At 52.9% G+C, this 18,393-nt stretch carries 18 protein-coding genes; 12 read left to right on the forward strand and 6 right to left on the reverse strand.

The features are described 5' to 3' along the window. The first annotated feature begins 436 nt into the window (after nucleotides 1-436). From TMES_RS14765 to TMES_RS14780, 4 genes are all read left to right on the forward strand, one after another. On the forward strand, nucleotides 437-985 hold the full coding sequence (locus tag TMES_RS14765) for a hypothetical protein (RefSeq protein ID WP_085583870.1): 549 nt from the start codon (nucleotides 437-439) through the stop codon (nucleotides 983-985). 58 nt (nucleotides 986-1,043) lie between these two features. Further along, nucleotides 1,044-1,457 carry a DUF3830 family protein gene (locus TMES_RS14770; protein WP_085583872.1) on the forward strand — a complete coding sequence of 138 codons (414 nt, stop codon included), beginning with the start codon at nucleotides 1,044-1,046 and terminating at the stop codon, nucleotides 1,455-1,457. 68 nt (nucleotides 1,458-1,525) lie between these two features. Continuing rightward, on the forward strand, nucleotides 1,526-1,714 hold the full coding sequence (locus TMES_RS14775) for a type II toxin-antitoxin system HicA family toxin (protein WP_085583873.1): 189 nt from the start codon (nucleotides 1,526-1,528) through the stop codon (nucleotides 1,712-1,714). Between the two features lie 48 nt (nucleotides 1,715-1,762). Continuing rightward, nucleotides 1,763-2,131: a type II toxin-antitoxin system HicB family antitoxin gene (locus tag TMES_RS14780; RefSeq protein WP_085583961.1), complete on the forward strand. Its 369-nt coding sequence runs from the start codon at nucleotides 1,763-1,765 to the stop codon at nucleotides 2,129-2,131. 91 nt (nucleotides 2,132-2,222) lie between these two features. On the opposite strand, the gene TMES_RS14785 is transcribed toward TMES_RS14780, so the two are convergent. From TMES_RS14785 to TMES_RS14795, 3 genes are all read right to left on the reverse strand, one after another. Continuing rightward, the gene (locus tag TMES_RS14785; protein WP_085583875.1) at nucleotides 2,223-3,869 is read right to left on the reverse strand and encodes a peptidase U32 family protein; all 1,647 of its coding nucleotides are present in this window, start codon (nucleotides 3,867-3,869) and stop codon (nucleotides 2,223-2,225) included. Nucleotides 3,870-4,116: 247 nt separating this feature from the next. After that, on the reverse strand, nucleotides 4,117-5,667 hold the full coding sequence (locus TMES_RS14790; RefSeq protein WP_085583877.1) for an alanine/glycine:cation symporter family protein: 1,551 nt from the start codon (nucleotides 5,665-5,667) through the stop codon (nucleotides 4,117-4,119). 60 nt (nucleotides 5,668-5,727) lie between these two features. Further along, a complete protein-coding gene (locus TMES_RS14795) occupies nucleotides 5,728-6,162 on the reverse strand; it encodes a universal stress protein (RefSeq protein ID WP_085583879.1) in 435 nt (144 codons plus the stop codon). A 737-nt stretch (nucleotides 6,163-6,899) separates the two neighbouring features. On the opposite strand from TMES_RS14795, the gene TMES_RS14800 reads away from it, so the two are divergent. The 3 genes from TMES_RS14800 to TMES_RS14810 are packed head-to-tail and all read left to right on the forward strand — an operon-like array spanning nucleotide 6,900 to nucleotide 10,885. Beyond that, nucleotides 6,900-8,246, forward strand: a complete 1,347-nt coding sequence (locus TMES_RS14800) for an NAD(P)-dependent oxidoreductase (protein ID WP_085583881.1) — start codon at nucleotides 6,900-6,902, stop codon at nucleotides 8,244-8,246. Nucleotides 8,247-8,271: 25 nt separating this feature from the next. Continuing rightward, nucleotides 8,272-9,549 (forward strand): NAD-dependent dihydropyrimidine dehydrogenase subunit PreA, encoded by a 1,278-nt coding sequence (gene preA / locus TMES_RS14805; RefSeq protein ID WP_085583883.1) that lies wholly within the window; start codon nucleotides 8,272-8,274, stop codon nucleotides 9,547-9,549. A gap of 58 nt (nucleotides 9,550-9,607) precedes the next feature. After that, nucleotides 9,608-10,885, forward strand: a complete 1,278-nt coding sequence (locus TMES_RS14810; RefSeq protein ID WP_085583885.1) for a Zn-dependent hydrolase — start codon at nucleotides 9,608-9,610, stop codon at nucleotides 10,883-10,885. A 94-nt stretch (nucleotides 10,886-10,979) separates the two neighbouring features. On the opposite strand, the gene TMES_RS14815 is transcribed toward TMES_RS14810, so the two are convergent. Further along, nucleotides 10,980-11,771 carry a substrate-binding periplasmic protein gene (locus TMES_RS14815; protein WP_085583887.1) on the reverse strand — a complete coding sequence of 264 codons (792 nt, stop codon included), beginning with the start codon at nucleotides 11,769-11,771 and terminating at the stop codon, nucleotides 10,980-10,982. 599 nt (nucleotides 11,772-12,370) lie between these two features. Here TMES_RS14815 and TMES_RS14820 point away from each other — a divergent pair. Next, on the forward strand, nucleotides 12,371-12,682 hold the full coding sequence (locus tag TMES_RS14820; protein ID WP_085583889.1) for a BrnT family toxin: 312 nt from the start codon (nucleotides 12,371-12,373) through the stop codon (nucleotides 12,680-12,682). After that, nucleotides 12,639-12,908, forward strand: a complete 270-nt coding sequence (locus tag TMES_RS14825; RefSeq protein ID WP_085583891.1) for a CopG family antitoxin — start codon at nucleotides 12,639-12,641, stop codon at nucleotides 12,906-12,908. The genes TMES_RS14820 and TMES_RS14825 overlap by 44 nt, the downstream gene beginning before the upstream one ends. On the opposite strand, the gene TMES_RS22650 is transcribed toward TMES_RS14825, so the two are convergent. Then, nucleotides 12,871-13,050: a hypothetical protein gene (locus TMES_RS22650; RefSeq protein WP_143589673.1), complete on the reverse strand. Its 180-nt coding sequence runs from the start codon at nucleotides 13,048-13,050 to the stop codon at nucleotides 12,871-12,873. The genes TMES_RS14825 and TMES_RS22650 overlap by 38 nt on opposite strands. Nucleotides 13,051-13,338: 288 nt before the next feature. Then, nucleotides 13,339-13,980 (reverse strand): TetR/AcrR family transcriptional regulator, encoded by a 642-nt coding sequence (locus TMES_RS14830; protein WP_085583893.1) that lies wholly within the window; start codon nucleotides 13,978-13,980, stop codon nucleotides 13,339-13,341. Nucleotides 13,981-14,400: 420 nt separating this feature from the next. On the opposite strand from TMES_RS14830, the gene aptA reads away from it, so the two are divergent. From aptA to TMES_RS14845, 3 genes are all read left to right on the forward strand, one after another. After that, nucleotides 14,401-15,732: an omega-aminotransferase AptA gene (gene aptA / locus TMES_RS14835; protein ID WP_085583963.1), complete on the forward strand. Its 1,332-nt coding sequence runs from the start codon at nucleotides 14,401-14,403 to the stop codon at nucleotides 15,730-15,732. A 21-nt stretch (nucleotides 15,733-15,753) separates the two neighbouring features. After that, entirely contained in the window at nucleotides 15,754-17,250 is a 1,497-nt protein-coding gene (locus TMES_RS14840) for a CoA-acylating methylmalonate-semialdehyde dehydrogenase (protein ID WP_085583895.1), read from the forward strand. Nucleotides 17,251-17,422: 172 nt separating this feature from the next. Continuing rightward, entirely contained in the window at nucleotides 17,423-18,289 is an 867-nt protein-coding gene (locus TMES_RS14845) for a nitrilase-related carbon-nitrogen hydrolase (protein WP_085583897.1), read from the forward strand. Nucleotides 18,290-18,393 lie beyond the last annotated feature (104 nt).

Genomic DNA, 18,393 nt, shown 5'->3' on the forward strand with positions numbered 1-18,393 from the left:
GGGAAATGCCATTCCGCACGGCGGGCAATGATGGTGTGCCTCTTCAGTGTCGGTGGTATTTGGACAACCACCTGAGACCAAAAAAGCCCTACACCGTCGTTGCTTTAAGTAAGTCCTACAGGGTTCCTGATCCGGACCACCACAGGCACGTGCGACTTTGGGCAAGCCGGGATTTACGCCTGTTTTTTATTTGGTGCAAGCGGTTTTTTTATCACCGAAACATGTTTTTTGGCATACCCCGAAAAACCGTGGCATCCCCTTGGTTTTTGGCGTGATTTTCATGTTCTCAACTATCAGAAAACGGGCCGTTTTTTGAAATAGTGATGGCATACAAGCCAGCATTGCCAATACCGAAAAATACGATCACACTGTCGTCACCATCCGTGTCGATATGGGCTTTATCCGTCTTTGGGCCGCAAAACAGGAACTGCTACGCATGATCACGACAACCCGATTGTCCAGAGTCTGTCTGGCGCTGGCGGGCATATCACCTTTTGTTCTGACCGGGTGTCAAACATTGCCGACGGGCGATGTTGCCACCAGCCCCGATCGTTTGCCCCCCACCCTTGTCATGCCCAGCCGCCCGGCCATGGCTGACGACTGGTCAGACGGATTACCGGTTATTTATAATCAGGTGGCAGGCTGTTTGAATGCCGACCCGACACCACCGGCGCGTGTGGTCGATGCGGGGCAAAATGGGGACGGGCAGATTGTGATTGATATGATGGGCGATAGCGGCAGCTATATGCGCTGTGTCAGCGATCCCTCGGGTAAAAGCAAACCGGTATTGTTTGATCAGGCGGTGCCCGATAATGTGCCTGGCCCGGTGTATACTGCAACACCTTATCCGCCGCCCAAATCGCCCAATGCCACAATATGTTATGAACATCTTCCAGTGTTGGACAAAACCGGTTGGCAACTGGGCTGGTTAAGCTATGCCCTAAAGCAGGGGCAATGTAGTGATCGTACGGTCGCCCATCCCTGATGCCCGCCTGTATGGTCTGTTGGCTCGGCGTTACACCCCATAAAGAAAGAAACTGGGAATGACCAAATTGAAAATCACGGCTGGCCCGTTTGTGTTTGATGCCAAACTGGAAACCGAAGCCGCACCTAAAACCTGTGCTAAGTTTCTTGAACGCTTGCCATTTGAAAGCAAAGCCGTTCACGTCCGCTGGAGCGGCGAGGGGGTATGGATGCCGCTGGGCGATTATCAGTTTGGTGTCGATTATGAAAACCACACCAGCTATCCGGCACCCGGCCAGATCATTCTTTATCCCGGCGGGATCAGCGAAACTGAAATTTTGCTGGCCTATGGCGGGGTTCATTTTGCATCGAAGGTCGGTCAGCTTGCAGGTAATCATTTCATTACCATCACCAGTAATCTCGATGATGTGGTGAAACTGGGCAAAATGACCCTGTGGGAAGGGGCGCAGGATATCCGGTTTGAGTTGGGGTGACATGGCGTTATGGGATGGCGGGTCTTGAATGATGCGCATAATGCGCATATATTGACGGTTAGGAAGTTATGAACAGTCGGGATGTTTTAAAGTGTCTTTTGGCCGATGGTTGGGAAATTATTCGCACAAAAGGTAGCCATCATCAATTGAGGCACCCGACAAAACCGGGACGAGTGACGGTGCCGCATCCAAAGCGAGACCTTCCGATAAAAACAGTCAAAAGCATTGAAGAACAATCCGGGGTCAAGCTGCGCTAGGTGGCTTTCCCGATAACAGATAGCAGCGTGATTGCGGAGAATACCAAAATGAAACAAACCTATTGGGGTTTGGTGCATAAAGATGACGGTAGTGATTTCGGAATATCATTCCCCGATTTTCCCGGCTGCGTCAGTGCGGCATCAAACATGAGCGAACTGGTGGAAATGGGGACGGAAGCCCTGACGTTTCATATCGACGGGATGCATGAAGACGGCGAACCAATTCCTGTGCCAACGCAACTGGTTGAAGTGCCGAAAGACGCGGCTGGAATTGTTGCAATTACTGTGTCCGTACCGGGCAAGAAACGACGTATTAATCTGACGCTGGATGCCAATCTGATTGATCAGATTGAAGCAAAGTATGGCAAACGTGCCATTTCCGGCTTTCTCGAAGAAGCAGCGCGACGCTCGTTGTAATTTTCCGTTTAAGACAAATGCAAAACCCGCAATCGTCATTGAACAATTGCGGGTTTTTATAAGGCGGGTTGCTGGCATATCAGGCGAGTGTTTACTCCGCCGCCACCGTCTTCCCGTCATGTTCCAGCATTTCGCCCTGTTTGCGTTTGCCAAGGATTTCGCGGGCTTTGGCGTATTGCGGGTCGTGCCAGAAAATCAGGCAGCCGTTGCAGCCCCGGCCACAACAGCCTTGTGTTCCCACACGCGGGGTGCGGAAGGTGCGGTCTTTCTCGCGGTCATCAAGGGCGGTTTGCAAGGCGTCGCGTTTGGCGTCATAGCGTTCCGGGTTGCCCTTGCCCATTTCAATTTTATGGCCTTCCTGATCCAGTTTCATGCGCTGCCATTCATCGGGCGTCAGGGCCTTTTCCTTGCGGATGATGGTTAGCGGCGGGAAGGCGGTGCGCAGATAGTCCGGGTCTTCCAGTTCAAACAGTGAAAACGGAATGCGGACCGTCGGTTTGGCGCCGGCATGAACCGCTTCGCCGACTTTGCCGGTTTTGGCATCGATAAATTCATACATGCGGATGAAAATGGTTTTGCGGCCCTTGGGCGGCACAATTTCCAAAACATCGCCCGCCAGCAGGCGGTTTTTAACTGAAATGACAAAGGCATCGTCTTCAACGCTGTCAATCAGCCCGGCAAATTCCCAGTCCGACACGTTCGAGGCATTGTCATAGCCATGTGCGTAATTGGTCAGACGGCCTTCATGGAAGGCCAGCGTGTAGCCCCGGTTGGGGATGGTTGCCAGTTCCTTCATATAGGGTTCGGGCGACCAGTTTTCGGGGTCGTCGTACCAGTCATCAATCGCCATGCGATAGGCGCGCGCGACCAGCCCGGCATAATACGGGCTTTTGCCGCGTCCTTCGACCTTCAGGCTATCGACACCGATTTTCAGGTAATCTTCCAGTTTCGGCATGATGCACAGATCGCGCGAGTTCAAAATATAAGACCCGCGTTCGTCTTCCTGAATTTCCATCAATTCGCCGGGGCGCATTTCTTCTTCAAGGAAGAAATCAAACATTTCCATGTTTTCTTCAGACAGCTTCAGCTCTTTAACCGTGCCGTCTTTCAGTTTCATATGGACCTTGTATTTCCAGCGGCATGAATTGGCACATGCGCCCTGGTTCGCCCCGCGTTCGGCCATGAAGTTTGACAGCAGGCAACGCCCGGAATAGGTCATGCACATGGAGCCATGCACGAAGGCTTCCAGTTTGATGTCCTGGCATTTTTCGCGAATTTCGGTTAGTTCCTCGTAGGAAACCTCGCGGCCCAGCACCACCAGTTTCGCGCCGATTTGCTGCCAGAATTTAACGCTTTGCCACGAACAGACATTGGCCTGGGTGGAGACATGCAAATCAAGTTCCGGGGCATGTTCGCGCACAAACATGAAAACGCCGGGGTCGGCGACAATCAAGCCATCGGGCATCACCTTGCGCACGGTATCAACATATTCCGGCAGTTTGGCGATGTCTTTATTGTGCGAAAACAGGTTGAGCGTCAGATAAACCCGCACGCCATGTGCGTGAGCAAAGCCAATGCCTTCGACCACATCATCCAGCGTCATCTGGCTTTTGACCCGCAACGACAGATCGGGCGTGCCCATATATACGGCATCGGCCCCATACAGCACGGCAATTTTCAGCTTTTCCAAAGAGCCAGCAGGCATCAACAATTCGGAACGGCGCGATTGATCACTCATATCGTCGGGTCTTTTTTTCAGGGGTGCGGGGAAATTCTCTCTCTATCGGCGCGTCATATCACAAATGCACGCCTGATTGCGCCCAAAATTGCATATTTCGCGCCGATTGCATAGGGGATGTGTTGCAAGGCAGTTCTGCAAAGCCGGTGATTTGATACTGGCAGACGGGAAGGGCACGCACCAGAACACCCACCACGGCGTGCCACGGCGGGTGTCTGATACGACAGGATGAGGTATGCGCCAGATGTTAGCGGGCGCGCGCACTTTCGGCTTCGATATCCTTGACCTTGCGAATTTCGCCACGGTCGATTTTTTGCCAATACTGGTTTGCCTCGCGTTTTACGACCGGCATCAGAAAATAAAGGCCGATCACGTTAGGCAGGGCCATGGCAAAGATCATGGCGTCGGAAAAGTCGATCACCGGGCCCAAATTCATGCTGGCACCAAGAATGACGCACAGGCAGAAAAACCCCTTGAAGATCATTTCCTTGCCTTTGCCTTCACCCACCAGATAGGTCCAGGCCTTTAACCCGTAATAGGACCATGACAGCATGGTGGAAAAGGCAAACAAAACCACCGCAACGGCCAGAACCAGCGGAAACCATGTGAAGGCCGTGGCATAGGCCGCCGATGTCAGTTCAACGCCGGTCAAATCGGTTTGCAACTGCCCGGAAATGGTAATGACCACAGCGGTCATGGTGCAAATTACCACCGTATCAATAAACGGTTCCAGCAGGGCAACATAGCCTTCGGTAATGGGTTCCTTGGTCCGCACGGCAGAGTGGGCAATGGCGGCCGAGCCAATACCCGCTTCGTTGGAAAATGCCGCCCGTTTGAAGCCCTGGATCAATGCGCCAACAGTGCCGCCAGCCACACCGGCACCGGTAAAAGCACCGTCAAAAATGCGGTAAAAGGCGTCGCCGACATGTTCGATATTCATGCCGATAATGATCAACCCTGACACCATATAAATCACCGCCATAAAGGGCACGATTTTTTCGGTGACCTTGGCAATGGATTTGATGCCACCAATAATCACCATCCCCACAATCGCCGCCATGATCAGCCCGAACAGCCAGCCGCTATTGGCGATGAAACTTTGTTCGCCGCCGGTAACATTTACAATTTGCTGAAACGCCTGGTTGGCCTGAAACATGTTGCCGCCGCCAACCGCCCCGCCAATACAGCAAATGGAAAATACAATTGCCAATATCCGGCCCAGACCGGGTTTACCCTGTTCGGACAGGCCTTTGGTCAAATAATACATCGGCCCGCCCGAAACGCGACCATCGGGATATTCATTGCGATATTTAACGCCCAATGTGCATTCGGTGAATTTTGAGGCCATGCCCAAAAGCCCGGCCAAAATCATCCAGAATGTGGCGCCCGGCCCGCCAATGGAAATGGCAACGGCAACCCCGGCAATATTGCCAAGGCCGACAGTGCCCGAAAGGGCGGTGGTCAATGCCTGAAAATGCGAAACTTCGCCCGCATCATCGGGGTTGGAATAATCGCCTTTGACCAGCGCAATGGCGTGGCCAAACATCCGAAACTGCACAAAACCGAAATACAGGGTGAAAATGGTGGCCGCCAGCACCAGCCAGCCGACAATAAGAGGAAATTCGATGTCGCCGATGGAGACGGAATAAAAAATCGCCCCGGCGATCACGTTCGAGATCGGGGCGATTGTTTCGTTGATGGCCTTGTCCATGCCGCTTTCCTGCGCCTGGGCCAGTTGGGCGTAGAATAAAATGGCGACACCGGCCACGGAGGCAGGAATCCATTTGGACGAAAACATGAGGTGCTCCTGATTTTGTCTTTTTTGGTTACGCGTGTTCCTGTTCGCGGTGCCGTCGGCTTATGGGACAACCGTTACCGGCAAAGGGGCGGCCTGCACCAGTGTCAGGGCCAGACTGCCAAGCAACCGTGCGCCAAGCGCCGATCCGCCCTTGCGGCCAATGATGATCTGGGTGGCTTGTTGTTCCTTGGCAATTTTGCACATCAGTTCGCCCGAATGCCCGTAGCGGACTTCATAGGTGACCTTGATGTTTTTGTTTTTCAGAATTTCCAGGGCGGGGTTGAGTGTGCTTTCGGCGCGCACCAGTTCCTCGCTGCGGCGCTGGTGGCGTTCTTCAAGTTCCTGAGCGGATAAAAAGCTGTAGGGGGACCATTCCAGAATATAGGCAATGTGAATGGGGCAACCTTCGGCTTCGGCGCGGATGCCGGCAAATTTTACGGCCCGGTGGGCCGCGTCGGTGCCGTCAAACCCGACAAGAATGGGATGCTCGGACATGGTGAATGCTCCGTAAAAAAGGGACGGGATGAAATGTCATTGTGTGCGTAATACTCCCTGCATGTTTGGTGACGGCGATATTCCCCGGCCAACGGTGTGGCGGCAAAACGGGCCGTTTTTCCCGTGACAAAACAAGTGTGGGAGCGGGGAGGTGCGGTGCGTGGAAACATGGACTGAACCCCGGTCGTGCTGTCGCGGTATGGCAGGTGTTTTGCTGCTTTTGATTTGGCCAGAAGGACGGAAGACCGGGTGGCGGATGTGGTTTTGCCCGAACGTCTAACCCCCTGGAATTGGGGATGAACGCTGCTGGTTGTAAGATGTTCCCGAAAAACTATCTGTGATTTTAAATAAAATTGGTTGTGGTTTGCGATTATCGCGGTATCCGGACTGTGAAATGGCGGGATGCCTTATTTTTCAGGATCATTCGGGTGGTGCATTTTTAATCTTGACCAAATGATCAGGATTGGTCATCCTGCTTAGGTCAGAGAGAGGCTTCTGACCGCGTATGCAAGTTTTAATGACAAAAACGCGGCAGAATAAAATGGGATCGACAACCCGCCGCACGCCATTGCATCGGGTTTGTTGAAAAACGCCAGGAATACATTTGTCGGATATGTCAGCGGTGGCAGGCTTTGCTGTGTCATGAACGCCCGTGATGTATCTGTGCTGTGTATTTCAATGCGAACATGTCTTTCGCTGACGCAGGAGAGGACGCCTTTAGCGCAGGGAGACATGGAATGACGACCCAGCAGGCAAAGCCCGCTTTGCAAACCGGCCAGATGTCGGCGGTTGCCATCGACGATAATTTTAACGATCTGCATCCAGCCTTTTCGACCTTGCAGGCGATGGCCGAAAGCAACCGCTGCCTTTATTGTTATGACGCACCCTGTGTTACGGCGTGCCCGACATCGATTGATATTCCCAGCTTTATCCGTAAAATCAGCACCCAAAACCCCGATGGGGCGGCGAAAACCATTTTGTCGGCCAACATCATGGGGGGCACCTGCGCGCGCGCCTGCCCGACAGAAGTTTTGTGCGAACAGGCCTGCGTGCGCAATGTGGCCGAGGACGAAGCCGTTGAAATTGGCAGTTTGCAGCGCTATGCCGTTGACCATTTAATGGCACGCAATTTACCCCATCCGTTTAAACGCGCCGCCGTGACAGGCAAGAAAATTGCTGTTGTGGGCGCGGGCCCTGCCGGTTTGTCCTGCGCGCACCGGGCGGCAATGTTGGGCCATGATGTGACGGTGTTTGAAGCCAAGGCAAAGCCGGGCGGGCTAAATGAATATGGCCTTGCGGCCTATAAAATGACCAACGATTTTGCCCAGCGCGAAGTTGAGTTTTTGCTGGGCATTGGCGGCATTGAAATTGAATATGGCAAGGTGCTGGGCCGTGATGTGACGCTAGGCGCGCTGCGCGACCAGTTCGATGCCGTGTTTGTCGGCGTTGGCCTTGGGGCCACTAATAATCTGGGTTTGCCGGGCGAAGAAGCCGGGGGTGTGGATGATGCTATTGGCTTTATCGAAAACCTGCGTCAATCGGTGGATAAATCCGCCATGCCGGTCGGCAAATCGGTTGTGGTGATTGGTGGCGGCAATACCGCGATTGATGCCGCCGTGCAGGCCAAGCGCCTGGGGGCGGAAGATGTAACGCTGGTTTATCGCCGTGGTCCGCAAAATATGTCGGCCACCGAATTTGAACAGGAACTGGCCAAAATCAACGGTGTTATCGTGCGCTATTGGGCCAAACCGGTGGCGATTAAGGCTAATGGTCGCCTGATGGGCATGGTGTTTGAAAAAACTGCCCTTGATGCCAGTGGCAAGCTGGTTGGCACCGGTGAAACCTTCGAGATCAAGACCGATCAGGTTTTAAAAGCCATTGGGCAAAAAATTAAAACCGATGACCTTGCGGGTATGGAAATTACCGGCGGCAAGATTGTGGTCGATGACAAATATCAAACAACGGCAGCGGGTATTTTTGCCGGGGGCGACTGCATCAAAAGCGGCGAGGATTTAACCGTTCAATCGGTTGAAGATGGCAAATGTGCCGCCATCGCCATTGATGCCTTTTTAAAAACCGCCTGAGCATTGCCCGCCAAGGAGAGAGAACATGGCTGATTTAAGCTGCAAAATTGCCGGGATTGAGAGTTTGAACCCGTTCTGGCTGGCATCTGCCCCGCCGACCGATAAAAAATACAACGTGGTGCGGGCCTTTCAGGCCGGTTGGGCCGGTGTGGTGTGGAAAACGCTGGGCATTGATCCGCCGGTAATCAATGTGTCATCGCGCTATGGGGCGCATCACGATCAAAACCGCCGCCTGTTGGGCATTAATAATATCGAACTAATTTCCGACCGGCCTTTGGCGGTAAATTTGCAGGAAATTCGCGAATGCCGGGCAGAATGGCCCGATCATGTCATTATCGGATCAATGATGGCACCGATTGAAGAACGGGTGTGGAAAGACCTGGCCCAGCAAATTGCCGAAAGCGGGGTTCATGGTATCGAGCTTAACCTCGGCTGCCCGCATGGCATGTGCGAACGCGGCATGGGCTCGGCCATTGGTCAGGTGCCTGAACTGGTGGAACAAGTCACCCGCTGGGTCAAGGAAGCGGTCGATATTCCGGTTTTCACCAAATTAACGCCGAATATTACCAATATCCTGTGGTCTGCCGAAGCTGCGCTCAAGGGCGGGGCGGATGCGGTATCGCTTATTAATACTGTTAACTCTATCGTCTCGGTCGATCTGGACCAAATGGTGCCCGAACCGATGGTGGATGGCAAAGGAACCCACGGGGGCTATTGCGGGTCGGCGGTAAAGCCGATTGCGTTGAATATGGTTGCTGAAATTGCCCGCACGCCGGAAACACAGGCGCTGGAAATTTCGGGTATTGGTGGCATTACCACCTGGAAGGATGCCGCTGAATTTATGGCGCTGGGTGCCAACGCAGTACAGGTGTGTACGGCAGCGATGATTTACGGTTTCCGCGTGGTTGATGACCTGATTGATGGCATGTCGCAATGGATGGATGACCAAGGCTATGCCAGTGTTGAACAATTCACCCGCAAGGCCGTGCCCCAGGTGGCCGACTGGAACGAATTGAACATGAATTTCGACACCAAGGCCGTGATTGACCCCGACAAATGCATTGAATGTGGCCGTTGCCATATTGCGTGCGAAGATACCTCGCATCAGGCAATTGCGATGAATGCCAAGCCCGAAGGCGGCAAGGAATTTGTTGTGATCGATGAGGAATGTGTGGGCTGCAACCTGTGCTACCACATTTGCCCGGTGCCTGATTGTATTACGATGGAGCCGGTTAAAACCGACAAACCCTATATGAGCTGGCCGCAACATCCGCTGAACCCGATGCGCGACGCTGCCGAGTAACCGCAGCAGGCTGACACCACCGTATTTATATGCCCCACATATGAAAGGAAATTCTGCAATGACTGCTGCGTCAACTGCCCGCAACCTGACGATCAATGGCGACCGGCTTTGGGATAGCCTGATGGAAATGGCCAAAATCGGCAAGACGCCCAAGGATGGCGTCTGTCGTCTGGCCCTGACCGATCTGGACCGCGAAAGCCGCGATTTGTTTATCAAATGGTGCAAGGACGAAGGCTGTTCGATCCGGATTGATAAAATGGGCAATATTTTTGCCCGCCGGGAAGGCAAAAATCCTGACCTGCCGCCGATTGTCGCCGGAAGCCACCTTGATAGCCAGCCGACCGGCGGCAAATATGACGGCGTTTATGGTGTGTTAAGCGGGTTGGAAGTGATCCGTGCGCTTAACGATGCCAAATACGAAACCGAAGCCCCGGTAGAAATCGCCTGCTGGACCAACGAAGAAGGCTCGCGCTTTGCCCCGGCAATGGTGGCATCGGGTGTGTTTGCCAAGGTGTTTGACCTCGATTACGGTCATTCCCGCGCTGATGTTGATGGCAAAACCATGGGCGAGGAACTTAAACGCATCGGCTATATGGGCGAAGACGACGCCACGATTGATGCCCACCCGATGGGGGCCTATTTTGAAGCCCATATCGAACAGGGGCCGATCCTGGAAGATGAAGGCATGGATATTGGCATTGTGACCGATGCCCAAGGCCAGCGCTGGTATGAAATCACCCTGACCGGGGTGGAAGCCCATGCCGGACCCACCCCGATGACCTCGCGCAAGGATGCGCTTTTGGGCGCGGCACGCATCATTGAACTGGTCAATAAAATTGGCCTCGATCGCGGGCCGCTGGCCTGTGCCACGGTCGGCATGATGCAAATCCACCCCAATTCGCGCAATGTTATCCCCGGTCGGGTGTTCCTGACGGTCGATTTTCGCCACCCGGATGACGCGGTTCTCGCCGATATGGATGCTGCGCTCCGCAAAGGGGTGGAAGACATAAAATCCGGCATCGGCCTTGACTGCGCGTTCGAGCAGATCTTCTATTATGCCCCGGTGCCGTTCGACACATCCTGTGTCGATGCCGTGCGCAAGGGCGCGGAACGCGGTGGTTATAAGGCCCGCGAAATCGTATCGGGTGCTGGGCACGATGCCTGCTATCTCGCCCATGTCACCCCAACCGCAATGATCTTTATCCCCTGTGTCGATGGTATTTCCCATAATGAGATCGAGGAAGTTCATAAACACTGGTCAGATGCCGGTGGGCAGGTGCTGCTCGATGCGGTTCTGGCAAAGGCAGATGAAAAACAGGCGGCAACGGCTTCGTGAACAGTTTGCTCGAAGGGAAACCTTCGCAATCACATAACACCCCTCCCTTGCGGGCCGCCTTTACCGGTGGCCCGTTTTTTGTTGCGCGTAAGTTTCAGTTTTGTGGTGGGGCAGGCAGGTGGGTTTCGGTCATTTTGGTCAGGCGCCCGGTTTCGTCAAGATGATGGATGAAAGTATCAAGCTTAGGCACCATTTTCATACATGGCGATTTGCGCGAGAACATAAACATGACAGGGTTCGCCACCAGCGGGCGTTCCACCATATGAATTTCGCGGCTGATATGGTCATTGGCAATATTTGCCAACCCGTCATAGCGGCCCAGCATCACGTAATCAACGCGGTGGCTGGTCAGTAAATCCATGATGCGATTGCCGGTGGGCGAAAAAATAATATCCAGATAATCAGCCGCATAATGATCCAGAAAATCGCCATAGCTGCCGCCCTGGGGCCGCGCACCGCGATGATTGATCAGGTCGCGGGTTTCGTTAACGACAAATGTATGGTCGGCATTTTGAAACACCATGATGTCGTCGGATGCGAAGGGCAGGGAATACAAAAATTCCTTGTCGCGTTCTTCGGTAAAATAGGCACCGGCCATAGCATCAATCTCGCCATTGGCTAGCATTAACATCGCCCGGGTCCAGGGGATGTCGAGGTTCACCTCCAGTTCGATCCGGTTTTGGCGCGCAAATTCCTGCAAAATATCAATGGCAACACCGCGTGCGACATTCTGACCATCAAGATATGTCACAGGTTCCCATCCCCATGCCCCGCTGACGCGAAGTGTTGTACACTTTGTTGCGTTTGGGCCCTGTATGGCATCGGCAATGGCGGACCGTGCGGGCGGTAAAGGCGGGTTGTGCTGGTTTTTGTTGCCAAAGGGCATGGTGGTAATTTGTGGGTTGGAAGACGGATCTTGCGGGCTTGAAACGTGCCCGTTAACGGGCAACAAAACGTCTGCACCCGCAACATCCCTTGCGGGGCTAGTTAGCAGGATTGCTGAAAACAACGCTAACGAGAACTTGCATCTGTATTCCATACAACCGTCGCCTATACAGTCCAATCATCTTTGTTAAATTGGCACGTTTAGGGGTTGTACAACTATGCAAAAGAATGGGAATTGCAGGGAGCGATGTCGATTTTGAAAATAAATTTCCCTCGGGCTAGCTATACACACGGCCCGCGTTTTTTACGGTGGCATAAGGTCGTGTATTAATGGTTGTTCCGCACAGACTTTGCCCTGCCGCGATTATGGTATCTTCCAATTATATTGGAATGTTTAGCGTCCAATAGAAGTGCTTTTTATTGCTGTTAACCCGTTTCTGATTTTAAAATCCGTGATGGATTCCACACCATTTAAGGTTCGGCAAGTGTCTGTTCACGCGCAAATTTTCTGGCAAGGCTCCTTATCGATCTGGCGTTGATTCCGAGTTGTCCGAATATGTTCCTCTTGAGATTGTACATACAAAGGTGCATACTAACGTCATGAAGGTTGCGGGTTTTGAATGGGATCAGGGGAACTGGCCAAAGTGCGGCAAGCATGGCGTATCCCAGAACGAAATAGAGCATGTGCTTAAAACAATGACCTTTCGGATACCTGATCCTCACCGTGATGAACCCCGCTATCGAACAGCTGGCGAAAACGGCGGGGGGCGTCATGTTTTCATTGTTTACATGCATCGCGCCAGAGAAGACGACATGTATTTACGGCCAATAAGTGCTCGTTATATGCATGACAAAGAGGTGGAAGAATATGAACACGTCAAAACAGCAATGGCCAAGTCTACCAACAGATGAAGCGGCTGAGCGGTTTGTAGAAGAGGCAGATCTTTCCAGCTTTGACTGGGGTGCTGCTGAAGCTGTGAGCTATGAGTTCGAGGATAAATCTGCCCGTGTGACCATGCGCTTGCCAGAGAGCCAGTTAGAGCGCATCAAGGCTGAAGCCAGCAAGCGCGGAATAAAATATCAACGCTTCATGCGAGAACTTATGGAACGAGGACTGCAAACCCTCCATCCCCGGTGAGGAAATTGATCAGACAGCATTTGGCACCCAAGCCATCTTTGCCTTCACCTTCGTAATATTCCTCAATTTCAACTTCTTCGGCATTTTCAATACGATGCGCGAATGCAAGCTCTTGCGCCACCTGTGCTTGTATCTTCGCCATGTGCAAGGATCAATCTTGCCGATTGGCTTCTGCGGACAGTTTTTCCAGTTCACCACTCTCTGTAGCCATTTCGGTGTCTCGCGTCCCATCAAATAGTACGCCAGTAACAGGGCCTAAAATTGGAGTTGACCTAACCTGAAACTCTAATGATTTGTTGAAAACATCGTGATATTTATCGGTCCTTGTTGGCTAGTCTCTCATTTTCAACCTCAAAAATATATTTAAATTATTAAATAACTTTGGTGCTATGGGTGAGTTGTTTTTGATTTAAATATCAATGCATATTTTTTAAATTAACCCCACTCCCCGCAAAATAATCCTAACCACATTCTCCTTCGCATCCGCAAATTGTGCATCGCTCAACGGCTGGTTGTCGTTGAAAATTTCAATCTGGCTGGAAAAATCGGCATAGTGCTGGGTGGTGGCGAAGATCATGTACATCAGACTGTAGGGTTCGACATCGTCCATTTTACCTTCTGCGATCCAGCGGCGGATGATGCGCACGCGGCCATCGAGCCAGTCTTTGACCGTAGTCGAGATATAATCCGACGAGAATTTGGCCCCACGGACAATTTCGTGGGCCCAGACGCGCGAGCCATAGGGGTTGCTGCGCGATAAATCCATTTTGGCTTCGATATAGCCGCGCAGGATTGTGGCGGGGTTGGCGGTGTTTTCAAATGTCATCGCAGCTTCGAGCCATTGCGAACAGACATTTTCTATGACACGGCGATACAGCGCCTCTTTGGTGGCAAAGTAATAATGCACATTGGCCTTGGGCACGTTGGCGACCTCGGCAATGCGCGCTGTGGTGGCCCCCTTGAAGCCGTAATCGGCAAAAACCCGCTCGGCGGCGGCGAGAATTTGTGCTTCGTTTTCTTGTCGGATCGCGGCTTTGTGGGTGCTGTTTGCCGGTCTGCCTGATGCGGTCATAAACCCTGTCCCGTGTTTATATGTATTTATCTTGACCGTTTGGTCAGGTTAAAATAATCTCTGTTTTAGCCGCTAAAAAGCAAGGTTAAATTTGCGAGGCACTTTGCCACCCGACACTGCGGATGCAACCGCGCCGGGCAGTGAAGATAGACATAATTGTGTCGCAAACAATAAAAAAACAGGGATCGCTTCGATGTCATGCTCATACGGGTTAGTTGTACGAAAACAGTACTGACAGTTACAGTCATTGTGCTGTAGTTTTGCATGTCTTGATCGCAAGATGTCCTGCGTGACACATTTCTGTTGCCGGATGGCAGGTAATTGTAATTGCTTGTTAAATTCCGGTTGTGCCAAGATCGATCAGTTGACTGGCATATGGTTGCCAGCAAAGCCAAACAGGGTTCGGGAGACCTGATACAAATGACCGCCGCCACGTCAAACAACCGCCCCAATGATTTATCCGCCTTCTGGATGCCGTTTACGGCCAACCGCCAGTTCAAGCAAACCCCGCGTATGCTGGTCGCTGCCGAAGGCATGTATTACACCACCGACGATAATCGCCAGATACTGGACGGAACCGCTGGTTTGTGGTGCTGCAATGCCGGGCACAAGCGCGCCAAAATCAACGAAGCCGTTCGCGCCCAGCTCGACGAGCTGGATTATGCCCCGGCCTTTCAAATGGGCCATCCCAAGGCGTTCGAACTGGCAACCCGCCTTGCCCAGTTAATGCCGGGCGACCTCAACCATGTTTTCTATACCAATAGCGGGTCGGAATCGGTTGAAACCGCGCTTAAAATCGCCATTGCCTATCATCGTGCCCGCGGCGAGGGCCAGCGCACCCGCCTGATTGGCCGGGAGCGTGGGTATCACGGGGTAAATTTTGGCGGCATTTCGGTGGGCGGTATTCCAACCAACCGTAAAACATTTGGCACCATGCTGGGCGGGGTTGACCATATCCGCCATACACATTTGCCCGAAGAAAACAAGTTTGTCCGCGGCGAGCCGGAAAACGGTGTGTGGCTGGCCGAAGACCTTGAACGTCTGTGCGCCCTGCATGACCCGTCCACCATTGCTGCCGTCATTGTCGAGCCGGTTGCAGGATCGACCGGTGTGTTGATTCCGCCGAAGGGCTATTTGAAGCGCCTGCGCGAAATTTGCACCAAACACGGCATTTTGCTGATTTTTGACGAAGTCATCACCGGTTTTGGCCGGATCGGCACGCCGTTTGCGGTTGATTATTTCGATGTGCAGCCGGACATGGTGACGACGGCCAAGGGCCTGACCAATGGCACCATTCCGATGGGGGCGGTTTTTGCCACCGACGCCATTTATGATGCCTTCATGACCGGCCCGGAAAACATGATCGAACTGTTCCACGGTTATACCTATTCGGGCAACCCGGTTGCCTGTGCGGCCGGTTTGGCGACACTGGAAATTTACGAAGAAGAAGGGCTGTTAACCCGGGGGGCCGAACTGGGCCAATACTGGGAAGATGCGGTGCATAGCCTGGCCGATTTGCCACTGGTCAAAGATGTGCGCAATTTGGGCCTGATTGGTGCGATTGAGCTTGAAAGCATCGAAGGCCAGCCGACCAAACGGGCCTTTTCGGCCTTTTTGCAGGCCTTTGAAAAAGGCATCCTGATCCGCACCACGGGCGATATCATTGCGCTGTCACCGCCGCTGATCATTGAAAAATCCCATATCGACGAGTTGTTTGGAACCCTTCGCGACGTTCTGAAAAACCTTGATTGATCCTGCACGGAAAGAAGAATTATGAAACGTATTGAACATATCATTGGCGGCGAACATACCAGCGGTGAAAGCACGCGCACCGGCGCCATCTTCAATCCTGCCACGGGCGAGCAAACCGGCGAAGTTGTTTTGGCATCCGAAGCCGATGTAAACGCCGTTGTTGCGACAGCCAAAAAAGCGTTTGAAAGCTGGTCCAGCGTGCCGCCGGCCAAACGCGCCCAGGTAATGTTTGCCTTTAAGGGCCTGTTGGAAAAACGGGCCGATGACATTGCCAGTGCTATTTCCGCCGAGCATGGCAAAACCCACCCCGACGCCTTGGGCGAAGTAGCGCGTGCGTTAGAAGTGGTAGAATTTGCCTGTGGCATTCCGCATTTGTTAAAGGGCGAGTTCAGCCGCAATGTGGGAACCGCTGTTGATGCCTGTGCTGATCGCCATGCTTTAGGTGTTGTTGCCGGGATTACCCCGTTTAACTTCCCGACCATGGTGCCGTTGTGGATGATCCCGATGGCGATTTCGTGCGGCAATACCTTTATCCTTAAACCATCGGAACGCGACCCGTCTGCGGCGAACCTGATTGTTGAACTGCTGCATGAAGCAGGCCTGCCCAAGGGCGTTTGTAACGTGTTGCACGGCGACAAGGTGGCGGTTGATGGCTTGCTCCATCACCCTGATGTTCAGGCGATCAGCTTTGTTGGCTCCACCCCGATTGCCGAATATGTTTACAAAACCGGCACGGCGAACGGCAAGCGGGTTCAGGCGCTTGGTGGTGCCAAAAACCACATGATCGTCATGCCCGATGCCGATATTGACCAAGCGGTTGATGCCCTGATGGGCGCTGGTTATGGTGCGGCGGGCGAACGCTGCATGGCGGTGTCGGTTGCCGTACCTGTGGGCGAAGAAACTGCCGATCGTTTGGTTAAGGCATTGGCACCCAAGGTTGCCGCCCTTAAAATTGGCCCCTCAACCGATAGTGATGCCGATATGGGCCCGGTGATTACCCAGGCGCATAAGGACAAGGTGCTGGGTTACATTGACGCAGGCATCAAGGAAGGTGCCGATCTGGTGGTTGATGGCCGGGGCTTTACGCTTCAGGGCTATGAAAACGGCTATTTTGTTGGCGGCACATTGTTTGACCGCGTCACCCCGGACATGTCGATTTATAAAGACGAAATTTTCGGCCCGGTTCTGTCGGTTGTGCGCGCTGAAAGCTATGACGTGGCGGTTGATTTGATCAACAAGCATGAATATGGCAATGGCACCGCGATTTTCACCCGTGATGGCGATGCGGCGCGTAACTTTATTGACCGTATTCAGGTTGGCATGGTCGGCGTGAATGTGCCGATCCCGGTGCCGGTCGGTTATCACAGCTTTGGCGGCTGGAAACGCTCCATTTTCGGGTCACACGGAATTTACGGCCCCGAAGCGGTGCATTTTTATACCAAACTGAAAACCGTCACCATGCGCTGGCCAACCGGCATTCGTGCGGGTGCGGAATTTAACTTCCCGTCGAACGGGTAAAAAGGCAGGCGTGGCCCCTATCGGGCCGCGCCGCTTTGTTTGCCGGTACTGTTTTGCGTATCGGCCTTTGCTTTGATGGTCGCGGGCATTTTGATCGGCGAACATCACACCAACGTCCAGACAGACCGGCACAAGCGGGCAGGGACGAAAAATTATCAAGGAGGTATCTCGCATGTCGATGCTGAGAGGCGGGTTGATCCAGATGTCGCTTAAGGGCAGCACGGACCAGTCACCCGAAGAAATTCGCCAGGCCATGATCGAGGCGCACCTGCCCTATATCGCGGATGCTGCCAAACAGGGCGTGCAGGTTCTGTGTTTTCAGGAAGTATTTACCCAACCCTATTTCTGCCCCAGCCAGGATACCAAATGGTACGCGGCAGCAGAGAAAATTCCCGATGGACCGACCACACAGCTGATGTGTGAACTGGCGGCTAAATACAAGATGGTCATTGTTGTTCCGATTTATGAGGAAGACATTACCGGGGTGTATTACAACACCGCCGCCGTGATTGATGCCGATGGCACCTATTTGGGTAAATACCGCAAAACCCATATCCCGCAGGTGTCCGGTTTTTGGGAGAAATTCTTTTTCAAGCCCGGTGCATCAAATTGGCCGGTTTTTGAAACCCAATATTGCAAGCTGGGTGTTTACATTTGTTATGACCGCCATTTTCCCGAAGGCTGGCGGGCATTGGCCCTTAATGGCGCGGAATATATTGTCAATCCGTCGGCCACGGTGGCCGGGGTTTCGGAATATATCTGGAAGCTGGAACAACCGGCATCCGCCGTTGCCAATGGCTGTTATATTGGCGCGATTAACCGGGTTGGCCGTGAACAGCCGTGGGATATTGGCGAGTTTTACGGGCAAAGCTATTTTGTTAATCCGCGCGGCGTCATTGAAAAACAGGCATCACGCGATCAGGACGAACTGATTGTGCATGACATGGACATGGATATGGTCCGTGAAGCCCGCAATAACTGGCAGTTCTTCCGCGACCGTCGCCCGTCGACCTATACCCGTTTAACCGACGGGAACTAAACAAAATTTAAGGTGAACAGCCCGCCTGTTCGCCGGACTGCTTTGACCGGTAAAGTGCCCGCACGTCGTTGATACGAAGGGGGCCATAAAATAAACCGGCAAAG

This window comes from Thalassospira mesophila (genome assembly GCF_002115755.1).
In the GTDB taxonomy this organism is placed as follows: Bacteria; Pseudomonadota; Alphaproteobacteria; order Rhodospirillales; family Thalassospiraceae; genus Thalassospira; species Thalassospira mesophila.

Coding starts and splice junctions, on each gene's coding strand:
- TMES_RS14790 (WP_085583877.1), bottom strand. CDS start 5,667: ATGTTTTCGTCCAAATGGATTCCTGCCTCCGTGGCCGGTGTCGCCATT.
- aptA (WP_085583963.1), top strand. CDS start 14,401: ATGACCGCCGCCACGTCAAACAACCGCCCCAATGATTTATCCGCCTTC.
- TMES_RS14840 (WP_085583895.1), top strand. CDS start 15,754: ATGAAACGTATTGAACATATCATTGGCGGCGAACATACCAGCGGTGAA.
- TMES_RS14795 (WP_085583879.1), bottom strand. CDS start 6,162: ATGTCCGAGCATCCCATTCTTGTCGGGTTTGACGGCACCGACGCGGCC.
- TMES_RS14815 (WP_085583887.1), bottom strand. CDS start 11,771: ATGCCCTTTGGCAACAAAAACCAGCACAACCCGCCTTTACCGCCCGCA.
- TMES_RS14845 (WP_085583897.1), top strand. CDS start 17,423: ATGTCGATGCTGAGAGGCGGGTTGATCCAGATGTCGCTTAAGGGCAGC.
- TMES_RS14765 (WP_085583870.1), top strand. CDS start 437: ATGATCACGACAACCCGATTGTCCAGAGTCTGTCTGGCGCTGGCGGGC.
- TMES_RS14830 (WP_085583893.1), bottom strand. CDS start 13,980: ATGACCGCATCAGGCAGACCGGCAAACAGCACCCACAAAGCCGCGATC.
- TMES_RS14810 (WP_085583885.1), top strand. CDS start 9,608: ATGACTGCTGCGTCAACTGCCCGCAACCTGACGATCAATGGCGACCGG.
- TMES_RS14785 (WP_085583875.1), bottom strand. CDS start 3,869: ATGAGTGATCAATCGCGCCGTTCCGAATTGTTGATGCCTGCTGGCTCT.
- TMES_RS14820 (WP_085583889.1), top strand. CDS start 12,371: ATGAAGGTTGCGGGTTTTGAATGGGATCAGGGGAACTGGCCAAAGTGC.
- TMES_RS14800 (WP_085583881.1), top strand. CDS start 6,900: ATGACGACCCAGCAGGCAAAGCCCGCTTTGCAAACCGGCCAGATGTCG.
- preA (WP_085583883.1), top strand. CDS start 8,272: ATGGCTGATTTAAGCTGCAAAATTGCCGGGATTGAGAGTTTGAACCCG.
- TMES_RS22650 (WP_143589673.1), bottom strand. CDS start 13,050: ATGGCGAAGATACAAGCACAGGTGGCGCAAGAGCTTGCATTCGCGCAT.
- TMES_RS14770 (WP_085583872.1), top strand. CDS start 1,044: ATGACCAAATTGAAAATCACGGCTGGCCCGTTTGTGTTTGATGCCAAA.
- TMES_RS14775 (WP_085583873.1), top strand. CDS start 1,526: ATGAACAGTCGGGATGTTTTAAAGTGTCTTTTGGCCGATGGTTGGGAA.
- TMES_RS14825 (WP_085583891.1), top strand. CDS start 12,639: ATGAACACGTCAAAACAGCAATGGCCAAGTCTACCAACAGATGAAGCG.
- TMES_RS14780 (WP_085583961.1), top strand. CDS start 1,763: ATGAAACAAACCTATTGGGGTTTGGTGCATAAAGATGACGGTAGTGAT.